This window comes from Streptomyces eurocidicus, from assembly GCF_002891295.1.
Classification (GTDB): domain Bacteria; phylum Actinomycetota; class Actinomycetes; order Streptomycetales; family Streptomycetaceae; genus Streptomyces; species Streptomyces eurocidicus.
Window position 1 is genome coordinate 264,192 of sequence record NZ_LGUI01000009.1, and the last position, 14,509, is coordinate 278,700.

General features: G+C 71.2%; 14 protein-coding genes. 6 read left to right on the forward strand and 8 right to left on the reverse strand.

Annotated features, from left to right (window positions below):
* Positions 1-9 precede the first annotated feature (9 nt).
* Both AF335_RS25170 and AF335_RS25175 read left to right on the forward strand, forming a co-directional pair.
* Positions 10-978, forward strand: a complete 969-nt coding sequence (locus tag AF335_RS25170; RefSeq protein ID WP_102920695.1) for a diacylglycerol/lipid kinase family protein — start codon at positions 10-12, stop codon at positions 976-978.
* 321 nt (positions 979-1,299) lie between these two features.
* Positions 1,300-1,557 (forward strand): WhiB family transcriptional regulator, encoded by a 258-nt coding sequence (locus tag AF335_RS25175; protein ID WP_003953983.1) that lies wholly within the window; start codon positions 1,300-1,302, stop codon positions 1,555-1,557.
* Between the two features lie 237 nt (positions 1,558-1,794).
* On the opposite strand, the gene AF335_RS25180 is transcribed toward AF335_RS25175, so the two are convergent.
* Both AF335_RS25180 and AF335_RS25185 read right to left on the reverse strand, forming a co-directional pair.
* Positions 1,795-3,264, reverse strand: coding sequence for a sensor histidine kinase (locus tag AF335_RS25180; protein ID WP_102920696.1), 1,470 nt, complete (start codon positions 3,262-3,264; stop codon positions 1,795-1,797).
* Positions 3,265-3,881: 617 nt separating this feature from the next.
* Complete coding sequence (locus tag AF335_RS25185; protein ID WP_102920697.1) at positions 3,882-4,931, reverse strand: SIS domain-containing protein; 1,050 nt, start codon at positions 4,929-4,931, stop codon at positions 3,882-3,884.
* 194 nt (positions 4,932-5,125) lie between these two features.
* Here AF335_RS25185 and nagB point away from each other — a divergent pair, with 194 nt between their 5' ends.
* A complete protein-coding gene (nagB, locus tag AF335_RS25195; RefSeq protein WP_102920698.1) occupies positions 5,126-5,911 on the forward strand; it encodes a glucosamine-6-phosphate deaminase in 786 nt (261 codons plus the stop codon).
* A gap of 214 nt (positions 5,912-6,125) precedes the next feature.
* Here nagB and AF335_RS25200 read toward each other — a convergent pair whose 3' ends face one another.
* The 4 genes from AF335_RS25200 to AF335_RS25215 all read right to left on the reverse strand — a co-directional run bounded on the left by AF335_RS25200 (position 6,126) and on the right by AF335_RS25215 (position 10,807).
* A complete protein-coding gene (locus AF335_RS25200) occupies positions 6,126-7,610 on the reverse strand; it encodes a glycoside hydrolase family 3 protein (RefSeq protein ID WP_102920699.1) in 1,485 nt (494 codons plus the stop codon).
* 6 nt (positions 7,611-7,616) lie between these two features.
* Positions 7,617-8,447: a carbohydrate ABC transporter permease gene (locus AF335_RS25205; protein WP_102920700.1), complete on the reverse strand. Its 831-nt coding sequence runs from the start codon at positions 8,445-8,447 to the stop codon at positions 7,617-7,619.
* The gene (locus AF335_RS25210; RefSeq protein ID WP_102920701.1) at positions 8,444-9,421 is read right to left on the reverse strand and encodes a carbohydrate ABC transporter permease; all 978 of its coding nucleotides are present in this window, start codon (positions 9,419-9,421) and stop codon (positions 8,444-8,446) included. Before AF335_RS25210 ends, AF335_RS25205 begins: the two co-directional genes overlap by 4 nt.
* Before the next feature lie 114 nt (positions 9,422-9,535).
* Entirely contained in the window at positions 9,536-10,807 is a 1,272-nt protein-coding gene (locus AF335_RS25215) for an extracellular solute-binding protein (RefSeq protein ID WP_102920702.1), read from the reverse strand.
* Between the two features lie 241 nt (positions 10,808-11,048).
* Between AF335_RS25215 and AF335_RS25220 the strand changes: the two genes are divergently transcribed.
* A complete protein-coding gene (locus tag AF335_RS25220) occupies positions 11,049-11,816 on the forward strand; it encodes a GntR family transcriptional regulator (RefSeq protein ID WP_087926329.1) in 768 nt (255 codons plus the stop codon).
* 170 nt (positions 11,817-11,986) lie between these two features.
* Here AF335_RS25220 and AF335_RS25225 read toward each other — a convergent pair whose 3' ends face one another.
* Positions 11,987-12,748, reverse strand: coding sequence for an SDR family oxidoreductase (locus AF335_RS25225; RefSeq protein WP_102920703.1), 762 nt, complete (start codon positions 12,746-12,748; stop codon positions 11,987-11,989).
* 161 nt (positions 12,749-12,909) lie between these two features.
* On the opposite strand from AF335_RS25225, the gene AF335_RS25230 reads away from it, so the two are divergent.
* On the forward strand, positions 12,910-13,431 hold the full coding sequence (locus AF335_RS25230) for a GNAT family N-acetyltransferase (protein ID WP_102920909.1): 522 nt from the start codon (positions 12,910-12,912) through the stop codon (positions 13,429-13,431).
* Between the two features lie 24 nt (positions 13,432-13,455).
* Here AF335_RS25230 and AF335_RS25235 read toward each other — a convergent pair whose 3' ends face one another.
* Positions 13,456-13,890, reverse strand: a complete 435-nt coding sequence (locus AF335_RS25235; RefSeq protein WP_102920704.1) for a hypothetical protein — start codon at positions 13,888-13,890, stop codon at positions 13,456-13,458.
* A 261-nt stretch (positions 13,891-14,151) separates the two neighbouring features.
* Between AF335_RS25235 and AF335_RS25240 the strand changes: the two genes are divergently transcribed.
* Positions 14,152-14,499, forward strand: coding sequence for an antibiotic biosynthesis monooxygenase family protein (locus AF335_RS25240; protein WP_102920705.1), 348 nt, complete (start codon positions 14,152-14,154; stop codon positions 14,497-14,499).
* Positions 14,500-14,509 lie beyond the last annotated feature (10 nt).

The window sequence follows — 14,509 nt, forward strand, 5'->3', positions numbered from 1 at the left end:
CTGGCGCGCATGCGTGCGCTCCTCGTGGTCAACCCTTCGGCCACCACCACCAGTGCCCGTACCCGCGATGTCCTGGCGCACGCCCTCGCCAGCGACCTGAAGCTGGAGGTCGCCACCACCGAGTACCGGGGCCACGCCCGGGACATCGCCCGCCGGGCGGCCGAGGACGGGAACACCGAGCTGGTGGTCGCGCTCGGCGGGGACGGCACCGTCAACGAGGTCGTCAACGGCCTGCTGCACGCCGGCCCCGATCCGGAGGGCCTCCCCCGGCTGGCCGTGGTGCCCGGCGGCTCCACCAATGTCTTCGCCCGCGCGCTGGGGCTGCCCAACGATGTGGTGGAGGCCACGGGCGCACTGCTCGACGCGCTGCGCGAGGGCACCGAACGCACGGTCGGCCTGGGACTCGCCGCCGGTACCCCCGGTACGGAGGACGAGGGCGTTCCGCCCCGCTGGTTCACGTTCTGCGCCGGCTTCGGATTCGACGCGAGTGTGATCGGCCGGGTGGAGCAGCAGCGGGAGCGCGGCAAGCGTTCGACGCACGCTCTGTATGTGCGACAGGTGATGCGCCAATTCTTCAAGGAATCGCACCGCCGGCACGGCACGATCACCCTCGAACGACCGGGCGACGAGCCACTCGAGAATCTCGTCATGTCGATAATCTGCAACACCGCGCCATGGACGTACCTGGGCAACCGCCCGGTCTACGCCTCGCCGCAGGCGTCCTTCGACACCGCCCTTGACGTGCTGGGATTCACCCGGCTTTCCACCGCGACGGCGAGCCGGCACGTCACCCAGCTGCTGACCTCGACCCCGGAGCGCGGGCCCCGTGGAAAGCATGTGGTGTCACTTCACGACCAGACTGCCTTCACCTTGCATTCGCAGGCTCCTTTGCCGTTCCAGATGGACGGCGACCACCTCGGGCTGCGTACGAGCGTGACGTTCACAGGCGTACGCCGTGCACTGCGTGTGATTGTGTGAGTGGTAGGGCCTAAAGTCCTTCCACTCGAACGTTTAGACTGGGTTGCACCCCCTGGAAGTACGGCTGTGACCTAGCCGACACCGAGGAATCAAAAAAAACTTTCCAGAAGGGGTTGTATCCGCAGCCGAGGTTTGCGAGTCTCTTCATGGCGATCGGGACGGCCGCCTATCCGGCCCCACCGACTCAGCCCGAACCCCCTCCCTTTTTCCTGGACCGCACCAGTTCCTGACTGGGCGTCGGCCCTTCCCTTGCGGGGGGATTCGTGAAAGCGTTCACATTCACAAGCAACGTAGCCGCAATAACGAGGAGATGGAGCAGCCATGGACTGGCGTCACAACGCCGTTTGCCGCGAGGAAGACCCCGAGCTGTTCTTCCCCATCGGCAACACCGGTCCTGCGCTGCTGCAGATCGAGGAAGCCAAGGCCGTCTGCCGTCGCTGCCCCGTGATGGAGCAGTGCCTGCAGTGGGCGCTCGAGTCCGGCCAGGACTCCGGCGTCTGGGGTGGCCTCAGCGAGGACGAGCGCCGCGCCATGAAGCGCCGCGCCGCTCGCAACCGGGCGCGCAACGCCAGCGCCTGACCGACGCCCCTCGGCCCCCGAGCCGCAGCGCGCAGTACCCTCGGACGCGCTCCCAGGTCACACTGGGTTGTGCCCCATACATGCTTTGAGCCCCGGATCCGGATGGGTCCGGGGCTCAGTGCGTCCCTGGGTGCGGCGGGGGGGCTTTTTCCCCTACCCGCCCCTTCCCGAACCGGGGCTCCGCCCCGTACCCCGGTCCTCAAACGCCGGACGGGCTGAAATCAGCCCGCCCGGACCTCACCCCTTCTCCGCCCTCACCGGGATGTCCAGGACCACCCGCGTACCCCGCCCCACCGCCGGCACCATGTCGAACGACCCGCCCATCTCCCCCTCCACCAGCGTCCGGACGATCTGGAGCCCCAGATTGCCCGCGCGCTGCGGGTCGAAGCCCTCCGGCAGGCCGCGCCCGTCGTCCTGGACGGAGATCATCAGCCGGGAGTCGGTCCGGGTGCCGCTGCGCATCGCGGTGACCTCCACCGTGCCCTGCTCCCCCGGTCCGAAGCCGTGTTCCATGGCGTTCTGCAGCAGCTCGGTCAGGACCATCGACAGCGGGGTCGCCACCTCGGCGTCCAGGATGCCGAAGCGGCCCGTGCGCCGGCCGGCCACCCGGCCGGGGGAGATCTCGGCGACCATCGCGAGCACCCGGTCGGCGATCTCGTCGAATTCGACCCGCTCGTCCAGATTCTGCGAGAGCGTCTCATGGACGATCGCGATCGAGCCGACCCGGCGGACCGCTTCCTCCAGCGCCTCCCGGCCCTCGGCCGAACCGATCCTGCGGGCCTGGAGGCGCAGCAGGGCGGCTACCGTCTGCAGATTGTTCTTCACCCGGTGGTGGATCTCCCGGATGGTGGCGTCCTTGGTGATCAACTCTCGCTCGCGCCGACGCAGTTCGGTGACATCGCGCAGCAGTACGAGCGAACCGATGTGATTTCCCTTGGGTTTAAGGGGAATCGCCCGGAGCTGGATGACCCCGTCGCTGGCCTCGACCTCGAACCCCCGGGGCGCCCAGCCGCTGGCGAGCTTGGCCAGCGACTCGTCCACGGGGCCGCGCGAGGGCGCCAACTGAGCGGTGGTCTCGCCCAGATGATGCCCGACGAGGTCGGCGGCGAGGCCGAGGCGGTGATAGGCGGAGAGCGCGTTGGGGCTGGCGTACTGGACGACGCCGTCCGCGTCGAGCCTGATCAGGCCGTCACCGGCGCGCGGCGACGCGTCCATGTCGACTTGTTGACCGGGGAACGGGAACGCCCCGTTGGCGATCATCTGGGCGAGGTCGGAGGCGCTCTGCAGATAGGTGAGCTCCAGCCGGCTGGGCGTCCGGACGGTCAGCAGATTGGTGTTGCGGGCGATGACACCGAGCACCCGGCCCTCACGGCGCACGGGGATCGACTCCACCCGGACCGGGACCTCCTCGCGCCACTCGGGGTCGCCCTCCCGGACGATCCGGCCCTCGTCGAGCGCCGCGTCGAGCATCGGCCGCCGGCCGCGCGGTACGAGGTGGCCGACCATGTCGTCCTGATAGGACGTCGGGCCCGTGTTCGGACGCATCTGGGCGACCGAGACATAGCGGGTGCCGTCGAGGGTGGGAACCCATAGGACGAGGTCGGCGAAGGACAGGTCGGAGAGCAGCTGCCACTCCGAGACCAGCAGGTGGAGCCACTCCAGGTCGGAGTCGCCCAGGGCGGTGTGCTGGCGTACGAGGTCGTTCATGGAGGGCACGCTGTGAGCCTACCCGTGGCCGTCGGCGGGGCCGCGGCGGCATTTCGTTCCACCTACCGGCCGCACAGGCATGGACAGAGCCAAATGGTCTAGTCCACAATGAAAGGGCAAAGCGTCCGTCCTCCCCGCACAGGAGGGCGGAGCGGGGCCCGGCGCTCTCTGCCCTGATCGCGCCCGGCCTCAGGTCGGCCTCTCCGGCCGCGGGGTCCGCACACCCCACGACCCGGTCGGGCCGATGGCGGCTCCGGGCTGCGGTGCCGAACCGGGTCGAGGGTCCCGGACCAGGCGCCGCGGCCCGAAGTGCGTGCGCACTTCGGGCCTGCTTCGAGTCATCGCCTTCTTACCGAACGGGGCTCCGCCCCGGACCCCGTTCCGCGCTGACGCGCGGTGGCCTCAAGCGCCGGCCGGGCTGGATTTTGCCCCTGTCCGAGCTCGGCTTTCCGCCCGGCCCCTGGCAACAACCTCTCAGCCCGGTTCCGGGCAACAACTCAGCCCGTCCGGCGCTTGAGGACCGGGGTCCGGGGCGGAGCCCCCCCGCGCGGCGGAGCCGCACATCGGATACTGCGGGAAGGGGCGGGTAGGGGACAAAGCCCCGCGCAGCGGACCCGCTACCGCGTCTCCGTCACCTTCGCCAGCGCCCGAGGCGCATCCGGATCCCGCCCCCGCGCGATCGAGACCTCGTACGCCAGCATCTGCAGCGGCAGGATCTCCAGCACCGGCTGGAGCTCCTCCGGCACCCCCGCCGTCGGCAGTGCGAACCCCGCCGACGCCCCCGCCACCGCACCCTCGTTCCCCACCACGAAGAGGTCCGCGCCCCGCCCGCGCAGCCGTTCCAGCACCGGCTGGAGCGCCTCGCCGCCGCGGCCGTCGGGGACGATCGCGATGACGGGCGAGACGTTGTCGACCATGGCGAGCGGGCCGTGCAGCAGGTCCGCGCCGGAGTAGGAGAGGGCGGGGATGTAGCTGGTCTCCATCAGCTTCAGCGCCGCCTCCTTGGCGGTCGGATAGCCGTAGCCGCGCGAGGTGAGGACCATGCTCCCGGCGAAGCGGTAGCGCGCGGCGAGCCGGCCGACCTCGGCGCCCCGGGCGAGGATCCGCTCGGCCAGGCCGGGCAGCGCCCGCGCCTCGGCGCCGTCGTCCCCGGCCAGCCCGGCGACGAAGAGGTACAGGGTCAGCAGCGAGGCGGTGTACGTCTTGGTCGCCGGAAGGGCCTTCTCCGGTCCGGCCAGCATGTCGACCTGGTACTCGGCGACCGCCGCGAGCGGGGAGTCCGGGTTGTTGGTGACCGCGACGGTGATCGCGCCCGCCTCGCGGGCCGCCCGGGTGGAGGCGACCAGGTCGGGCGAGCCCCCGGACTGGCTGACGGTGACGGCCAGCACGTCGGTGAGGTCCGGCCGGGCGCCGTAGGCGGTGACGGTGGACATGGAGGTCATGCCGCAGGGCTTGCCGAGCCGCACTTCCAGGAGGTATTTGGCGTAGAGGGCGGCGTTGTCCGAGGTGCCCCGGGCGGTCAGCAGGACGAAGCGGGGGTGCCGCGCGGCGATCCGCCCGGCGGTCCGGCGGACCGCCGGGGCCCCTTCGTCGAGGATCCGGCGCAGCACGGCGGGCTGCTCGGCCATCTCGTCGGCCATCATCCGGCCCGGCTTCTCGCGAGTCATGCCGCATGCCTCCCGCCGGCGGGTGTGCGGCCGGCCGGGCGGCGCCCGTCCCCGGCCGCGTGCCCTTTCAGTCGACCACGGGTTCCGGCGGGACCGCCAGCCGGCGGCGCGCCGTGCCCGGGGCGGCCCCTCTGCTAGATTGGTCTATACCACCCATAAGAGTTTCCTCCACTCTCCAGATCGGCAGGCCCGTCGTGGAAGTTGTCATCGTCCCGGACGCCAAGGCAGGCGGCGAGCTCATCGCGGAGGCCATGGCCGCCCTGCTGCGCCGTAAGCCCGACGCCCTGCTGGGCGTGGCCACCGGCTCTACCCCGCTGCCCATCTACGAGGCGCTGACGGCCAAGGTCCGCGCGGGTGCCGTGGACGCCTCGCGCGCCCGCGTCTGCCAGCTCGACGAGTACGTCGGCCTGCCCGCCGACCACCCGGAGTCCTACCGCTCGGTGGTGCTGCGCGAGGTCGTCGAGCCGCTCGGCCTGACCGAGGCGTCCTTCATGGGCCCCGACGGCACCGCCGAGGACGTCCAGGCCGCGTGCGAGGCGTACGACCGCGCGCTGCCGGAGGCCGGCGGCGTCGACCTCCAGCTGCTGGGTATCGGCACCGACGGGCACATCGGCTTCAACGAGCCGTGCTCCTCGCTGGCCTCCCGGACCCGGATCAAGACCCTGACCGAGCAGACCCGCGTCGACAACGCCCGCTTCTTCGAGGGCGACATCGACCAGGTGCCGCACCACGTCATCACCCAGGGCATCGGCACCATCCTGGAGGCCCGCCACCTGGTGCTGCTGGCCACCGGCGAGGGCAAGGCCGACGCCGTGGCGCAGACGGTCGAGGGCCCGGTCTCCGCGCTGGTGCCCGCGTCGGCGCTCCAGCTCCACCCGCACGCGACGGTCGTCGTGGACGAGGCGGCGGCCTCCAAGCTGAAGCTGGCGGACTACTTCCGCCACACGTACACGAACAAGCCGGCCTGGCAGGGGCTGTAGGCGCCCCTGCGCAGGGGTTGCCCGCGTGCGGGCCGGGCGCTCCCGAGTGCGGGCCGGTTCGCCGCCTGCGGCGGGAGCGCCCTCCGGGCGCGTCCTCAAGCGCCGGACGGGCTGAATTTCAGCCCGTCCGGCGCTTGAGGACACCGCGCGTCAGCGCGGAAAGGGGGCCCGGGGGCGCAGCCCCCGGTTCCGGGAAGGGGCGGGCAGGGGAAAACTACGCCCCCGCCACGACCTCCGCCGCGGCCAAGCCGCAAACGCGCGCAGCGCCGTGCGTGGCCACATGCAGCGCCCCCACCGGAGGCGCGACATTCAGCCCCATCTCCACCACCACCGTGTCCGGCCGCACGGCCAGCAGCGCGTCGAGCGCCTTGGCCATCCACGGGTGCCGGTGGGCGTCGCGGACGACGGCGACGACACGGCGGTCCGCCGCGTCCCTGAGCACCCGGTCGGCGCCGGCCTCGTCGCTGCCGTACGCGCCGGTCGTCGTGCCCGGCAGCAGCCGGGCCAGCTCGGCCCCGACGCCCCACGGCGTCTCGTCGCCGACGGCGATGTTGGCGACGGGGGTGAACGCGGCCACGTGCACGGGGCGCGTCTGCGGCTCGTAGGGCACGGCGGCCGTGATCCGCAGGGCCCGGCGGGCGGCGGTGAGCCCCACCTCGGGGGCGGGCGCGGTCCCCTCCTGCGCCGCGCCCGCCCCCGAGGTCCAGCGCGCCAGGGCGCGCACCCGCTCGGCCGCGTCGGCGAGCCGCTCCTCGGCGAGCTCGCCCGCGCGGACGGCGGAGACCAGTGCGTCCCGCAGCCCCAGTACGGTCCCGGCGTCGGCCAGGCCGCCGCCGACGCAGATCGCGTCGGCGCCCGCGGCGAGCGCCAGCACGCTGCCGCGCTCGATCCCGTAGGTGTCCGCGATGGCCCGCATCTCCATGCCGTCGGTGACGATCAGGCCGTCGAAGCCGAGGCCGCCCTCGGTGACGGGGGCGCGCAGCAGCCCGTGCAGGGCGGTCGGGCTGAGGGTGGCGGGCAGTGCCGGGTCCAGGGCGGGCAGCAGGATGTGCGCGCTCATCACGGCCCGGGTGCCGGCCGCGACGGCCGCGCGGAAGGGCACCAGCTCCCGCGCGTGGAGCGTGGCGAGGTCGGCGTCGATGCGCGGCATGTCGTGGTGGGAGTCGACGGCCGTGTCCCCGTGCCCGGGGAAGTGCTTGGTGCAGGCGGCGACGCCGGCGGACTGGAGGCCCTCGACGTAGGCGGCGGTGTGCCGGGCGACCAGGCGCGGGTCGGCGCCGAAGGACCGTACGCCGATGACCGGGTTGTCCGGGTCGGAGTTGACGTCGGCGGAGGGCGCCCAGTTGAGGTTGACCCCGCAGGCGGCGAGGCGGCGGCCGAGCTCCCGGGCGACGGCGCGGGTCAGCTCGGTGTCGTCGACCGCGCCGAGCGCGAGGTTGCCGGGGAAGGAGGAGCCGGTGCGGACCTCCAGCCGGGTGACGTCGCCGCCCTCCTCGTCGATCGCCACGAGGACGTCCGGCCGCTCGGCGCGCAGCCGCTCGGTGAGCGCGGCGAGCTGCTCGGGCGAGTCGATGTTCCGGCCGAAGAGGCCGACCGAGGCGAGCCCTTCGCCGACCCTTCTCAGCAGCCAGTCGGGGGCGGTGGTGCCCTCGAAGCCGGGCTGGAGGACCGTCAGGGCGTCCCGGGTGAGCGTGTCCATGGAGTATTAGCCCTTCACCGCGCCGGAGGTGAGACCGCCGACCGCCTTGCGCTGGAGGATGACGAAGAGGATCAGGATGGGCACGGCGAAGAGCGAGGACGCGGCCATGGTCGCGCCCCAGTCGTCGCCGAAGGTGGTGCGGAAGCTGGTGAGCCAGAGCGGCAGCGTCTGCGAGGCGGGGTCCTTGTTGAGGATCAGGACCATCGGGAACTCGTTCCAGACGGTGATGAAGCCGAAGAGCGAGGTGGCCATCAGACCGGGCGCCAGCAGCGGGAAGATCACCTTGCGGAACGCCTGGGCGCGGGTGCAGCCGTCGACCATCGCGGACTCCTCCAGCTCCTTCGGCACGGCGGCGACGTAGCCGCGCAGCGTCAGGACGGTGAAGGGCAGCACCATCACGGTGTAGATGGCGATGAGCGGCGGGAGGCTGTTCAGCATCTCGGCGTCGCGCACGATCATGTAGTACGCGATGACCATGACCTCCCAGGGGGCCATCTGGGCCATCATCATCACGAGGATGAAGCTCTTGCGGCCCTTGAAACGCATCCGGGCGACGGCGAAGGACGCGAGCAGCGCGATGACGAGCGACAGGCCGACCGCGATCAGGGTGACCATGAGGGAGTTGCCCACCAGGGTCCAGAAGCCGTCGGCGTCCACGGCCTTGGAGAAGTGCTCAAAGGTGGGGCTCGTGGGGAACCAGGTGGGGGTGTCGCTGACGATGTCCTTGTTGGCCTTGAAGGCCGTGGCGAACATCCAGTAGACGGGGAAGGCGAAGACCACGAAGAGAACGACCGCGGCTGTTCCGGGCCAGGCGCGGCCGAGAAGGGATCGCTTCACAGCTCGTCCTCCTCTTGCTTGAGGACAAGGCGCAGGTAGTACGCCGTCAGGGCGAGCAGGATGACGATGGTGAGGATGGAGATCGCGGCGCCCGCGCCGAAGTGCTGGTTGCCCATGCCCTCGACGAACGCGTAGACCGGCAGGGTCTCGGTGAGCCGGTCCGGCCCGCCCTCGTTGATCGCGAAGACCTGGGTGAACGACTTGAAGACCCAGATGACTTCGAGGAACGTCGTGGCGAGGAAGAACGGCTTGAGGAAGGGGAAGGTCACCGAGGTGAACTGCTTCCAGGGGCCGGCGCCGTCGAGCGAGGCGGCCTCGTAGAGCTCCTTGGGGATCGTGGTCGTGGCCGCGTAGAGGTTGATCGCCACGAAGGGGACCGACTGCCACACGATCAGGACGGTGATCACGAAGAAGGTGGAGAACTGCCCGCTGGTCCAGTTGTAGTCGGCCATGGAGTGCCAGCCGAGCGAGTCCAGCAGGTAGTTGACGACGCCGAACCGCTGGGCAAAGAGCCACTGGAAGACGGTGGTGGCGGCGACGACGGGCATGGCCCAGGCGAGGACGAGGCCGAGCGAGAGCAGCAGCCGCAGCTTGGTGCCGAGCCGGGCGAGCAGCAGGCCGATCAGACAGCCGGCGCCCATGATCAGGACGACATTGGCGGCGGTGAAGACGACCGACCGGCCGGTGACGCTCCAGAAGTCGGAACTGCCGAGCGCCTCGGTGTAGTTGTCGACGCCGTTCCACTCGGTGACGTGCTGGATCAGCTGGCGCGGGTTGAGGTTCTGGAACGACAGCATGCCGTTCTTCACCAGCGTCCAGCCGAGCAGCAGCACCGTGGCCGCGGCGGCGGGGAGGATCAGGAGGTACGGGACGCCCTGGGAGGCCCGCCCCTTGCCGTCGCGGGGCGGCGGGGCGCCGCCTTTGCCGATCCGGGGGGCGGGATCCGCCGCCACCTCTTCGATCTGCGCTGACATCGTCGTCCGCCTTCTCCCCTGTCGAACGGTATTGCCGTGGTACGCGGTGGCGCGCGGTGAGCGGCGGGGCCGGCCGTGGGCCGCCCCGCCGGTCATCGGCGGATCACCGATGGGTCACTGCTTCTGGGCGAGGCGCTTGTTCATGTCGCCCTCGACCTGCTTGGCGGCTTCCTCCGGGGACTTCCCGTTGAGGACGGCCGTCATGTACGCCTTGATCGGGTTCGGCGCGTTCTCGACCGGGGCCCACTCGGGGATCAGCGGCGTGGTGCCACCGCCCTTGGCGGCCGGGGCCGCGGCCTCGGCGGCGGGGTTGCCCTTGACGTTGCCCAGCAGGGAGTCCTTGTTGGGCAGCGAGCCGACCTCCTTGGCCAGCGCGCCCTCGTTCTTGTCGGACAGGGCGATCTTCAGGAATTCCTTGGCGAGTTCCTGCTTCTTGCTGCCCGTCGCGATGGCGAGGTTGGAGCCGCCGAGGAAGACGCCCTCGGGCTTGTCGGCGGTCTCACCGGGAATGGTGAAGTAGCCGATCTCCTTCTCGATGGCCGGATTCGCCTTGATGGCGGTGGCGGCCTCCCAGCCCATGCCGATGAAGGCGCCGGTCTTCCCCTTGGCGAAGACGTCGGCCTGCTGCGGGGTGGCCTCGTCCTTGTCCTTGGGCGCCTTGCTGAACGCCTGGTACTGCTTGTAGATGTCCATGGCCTTGGCGACCTTGGGGTCGGCGAGGTTGGAGACGTACTTCTTGCCGTCCTTCTTCACCAGATCGGCACCGGTGCCGATGGTGAGGCCGTCGAAGAAGTACCAGTTCTGGCCGGGCAGGTAGAGCGGCTCGGCGTCGCCCTTCTTCTCGATGGCCTCCAGGGCCTTGAAGAATTCGGCGCGGGTCTTCGGCGTCTCCTTGACGCCCGCGTCCGCCCAGACCTTCTTGTTGTAGATGACGACGCGGCTCGCGGCGTACCAGGGGGCGGCGTACTGCTTGCCCTCGAAGACGGACGGCTTGTTGAGGGACTCGGTCCAGTCCCCGCCGATCTCCTTCTTCAGGTCGCCGAGCTCGGCGAGGCCACCGGTCTGGGCGTACGAGGGGGTCTGGGTGTTACCGACCTCGACGACGTCCGGCGGGCTGGACTCGGAGAGCGCGGTGGTGAGCTTCTGCTGAATTCCGTCCCATTTCTGGACCTGGATATTCAGCTTCGCACCGGTCTTCTGTTCGAACTCGGCCTGGACCGTCTTCGTCCAGCCCGCCGGGTTCGAACCGTCCATGAACCAGACGGTGAGGCTCTTGGCCTTGTCGCCGGAATCGCCCGACCCGTTGTCACTGTCGCTGGACCCACAGGCAGCAACACTCACCAGCATGGCCGCGACACCAGTCGCCGCTATGAGCCCTCGCTTCACAGCACTCTCCTCAAGGACCGAATGTGGTCTTTAATGGTTTAGACCAGTGCCCGCAGCTTGGCCTAGACCTTTTGGGGTGTCAAGGGTGTATAAGAGTCGCTGTCGGCTCCGTTACCGGACCGACACCTCAAGCTCGACCTGGGCATCTCCGGGCCCCTCGGGCTCTGCCCGTGCCACCATGTGACCGCGACAGACGGAGGAGCCGGTGACAGCAGCAGGATCGGAGTCGGGAAGGCACACCATGGTGACCGAGGGCGGTACGGCGGAGAGCGGCAGCGCGTCGGGCGGCGCGCGGACCGCGCGCGTTCCCAAGTACTACCGCCTCAAACGCCACTTGCTGGACATGACCGAAACCATGCCTCCCGGCACCCCCGTGCCACCGGAGCGGACCCTCGCCGCGGAGTTCGACACCTCTCGTACGACCGTTCGCCAGGCCCTCCAGGAGCTGGTGGTCGAGGGACGCCTGGAACGTATCCAGGGCAAGGGGACATTCGTCGCGAAACCCAAGGTCTCGCAGGCGCTGCAACTGACCTCCTACACGGAGGACATGCGGGCCCAGGGCCTCGAACCCACCTCACAGCTGCTCGACATCGGCTACGTCACCGCCGACGACCGGCTCTCCTCGCTGCTCGACATCGCGGCGGGCGGCCGGGTCCTGCGCATCGAGCGGCTCCGGCTCGCGAGCGGCGAGCCCATGGCGATCGAGACGACCCACCTCTCGGCGAAGCGCTTCCCGGCGCTGCGGCGGAGCCTGGTCAAGTACACCTCGCTCTACACCGCCCTGGCCGAGGTCTACGACGTCCGCCTCGCGGAGGCGGAGGAGACCATCGAGACGTCCCTGGCCACCCCGCGCGAGGCGGGCCTGCTGGGCACGGACGTGGGCCTGCCGATGCTGATGCTCTCCCGGCACTCGCTGGACGCGCAGGGGGAGCCGGTGGAGTGGGTGCGGTCGGTGTACCGGGGGGACCGGTACAAGTTCGTGGCGCGGCTGAGGCGGCCAGCGGAGTGAAAAAATCCAGCCCGGCCGGCGTTTGAGGCCACCGCGCGGAGCGCGGAACGGGGGTCCGGGGGCTTGCCCCGGTTACGGGAAGGGGCGGGGCTGGGGAAAGGCCCCGCGCAGCGGCACCCCGCCCGCCCCGGCCCCGGCCCCCGCCCGGCACGGCCCCGCACCAACCCCCGCTACCCCACCCGCTCCGCCAAGAACGCCTCCCACGTCCGCTCCCCCACCTCCACCCCGTCCAGCGACAGGTTGTCCCCCGCCCGGTACGCCTTCCCCGCCTTCCCCGGCACCCGCACCGGCATCATCAGCCGCCGCTTGCCGCTCGCCCTCAGGTACCCCCGGCTCAGCTCGCCCATCCCGTAGACCTCCGGCCCCGCCAGGTCCGGCACCATGCCGGCCGGCTTGCCGAGGGTCAGTTCCACCAGCCGGGCCGCGACCTCGCGCGAGTCCACCGGCTGGAAGCGCAGCCCGCCCGGGACCGGCACCACCGGGGACTTCCCCATCTTCCGCACCACCATCAGGACCAGGTCGTGGAACTGGGCGGCGCGCAGCGTCGTCCAGGGCAGCCCGGATTCGGCGACGGCCCGCTCCGCGCCCAGCTTGGACCGGAAGTAGCCCAGCGGGACCGTGTCGGCACCGATGACGGAGATGTACACCAGGTGCCGCACCCGGGCCCGTGACGCGGCCCGGACGAGGTTCCGGGTGGCCTCGTCGTCGCCCTTGGGGCCGCCCGCGAGGTGCAGGACGATCTCGGCCCCGGCCACGGCGGCCTCGATCCCCTCGTCCTTGAGCAGGTCCCCGGTCACGTACTCGACGCCGTCGCCGGCCGGGCGGGCGTGCCGGCTGAGGATCCGCACGTCGCGGCCGGCGGCCCGCAGAAGGGGGACGACGTGGCCGCCCAGCGTGCCCGTACCGCCGGTGACCAGGATGGGTGACGACATGGCTCCTCCAAGAGCGCGAGTGGGTTTCCTTGCCCTGCCGCTATGACCCGCGCCGACGGAGGAATGTGACAGGAGGGACCGGACCGGAGCCGGCGGGTACGTCCGGGACCGGCGCGGACGGGGGCGGGCCGGCCGACCGGGTGGTGTGCTTCCCTTTCCGGATGACCACGGAGAGCCCCTTCCGCGTACGCCCGCGCAGCGCGGCCGATCTCGGCGGCTGCGCGGCCGCGCTCGCCCAGGTACACGCGCGGGACGCCTACCCCCTGGACTGGCCGGCCGACCCGGCGGCCTGGCTGACTCCCTCCTCCCTGCTCGCCGCCTGGGTGGCGGAGCGGGACGGGGAGGTCGCGGGGCACGTCGCCCTGTGCCGCGCCGGGGCGGGGGACACCGCGCCCGCCGTGTGGGGCGCGCGCCGGGGCCCGGGCGCCGACGCGGCGGTGGTGGTCGGCCGCCTGTTCGTGGCACCGGCCGCCAGGGGCCACGGCGCCGGGGCGCTCCTGCTGGCGGCCGCCACCCACGAGGCCCGGCGCCGGGCCCTGCACCCCGTCCTCGACGTCGTCGCCTCCGACACGGCGGCGACGGCGCTGTACGAGCGCGCGGGCTGGACCCGTCTCACCACCGCCGAACAGCGCTGGGGCCCGGACCGGACGGTGACGGTCCACTGTTACGCGGCGGGCGCGTGAGGCGGAGGGGATGTCCGGGCGGGCTCACTGCACGACGATCGTGACCTTCCAGGGAATGATGACCGCGGGGCAGAGCCAGCCCGCCTCGGGGTAGCACTGCTCGGTGGAGTTGATCTCGGCCGTCCCCTTGTCCAGGGCGCGGAAGTCGCCCCAGGCGTCACCGTTCCCGGACTGGCCGACGCCGGCGGGTCTGAGCACCGCGAAGTCGGAGGAGGCCGGGAAGTCCCACGCCCAGACGGAGCCGGCCGACCGGGAGCCCTTCAGCTCGACACGGATCATGTCCCCGCTCCGCACCGCGACCGTGCGGTAGTTGTCCTTGTTGCCCAGGACGACCTCGGCGGGGGCGGCGCTCCCCTGATACGTACGGGGTGCGGTGGCCGCCGAGGCGGGGGCGACGGCGGCGGCCGTCAGCGCCAGTCCGACGGCGAGGGGGACGGCGAGCGATGTCGTGGTCTTCATCATCACCTCGGTACGGGACAGAGTGAATGCGTTCGGGCATCCGTCTACACCCGCGCGGACCACCGCGTCCCCCTCGGTTCACGCCACATGGCGCGCGAGGCGCTCCGCAGGAGGGCCCGACCGCGCGTCGGTCACCGGCGCGTCCGGACCGGACCCGCCTGGGAGCGTGGGTCAATAACCGGACAGCGGGGTTGTGGGTTCAGATGGGTTCGCGAGATCGTTCGAGGCGATACCCCTGCCGTTGTCTGCTGGAGAACCTCCGTGGCCGATCTCGCGCCCGCGCCGCTGCCCGCCCCGCCCTACTACACGGTGGTGTTCACCTCCGTGCGGACCGCCGACGACAACGGCTACGAGGACAGAGCCGAACAGATGCTGAGACTGGCTGCCGACCAGCCGGGATTCCTCGGTGTCGATTCGGCTCGCGGCGCGGACGGCCTGGGGATCACGGTGTCGTACTGGAGTGACGAGGAATCGATTGCCGCTTGGCGGGATCACGCGGAGCACGCTGTGACCCGTGCGCACGGACGCGAGCACTGGTATGCCTCGTTCGCGGTCCACGTGGCCAAGGTCGAGCGCGCGTACGGGTTTACCCGCCCGGCGGATCTATAGGTGGCACGGC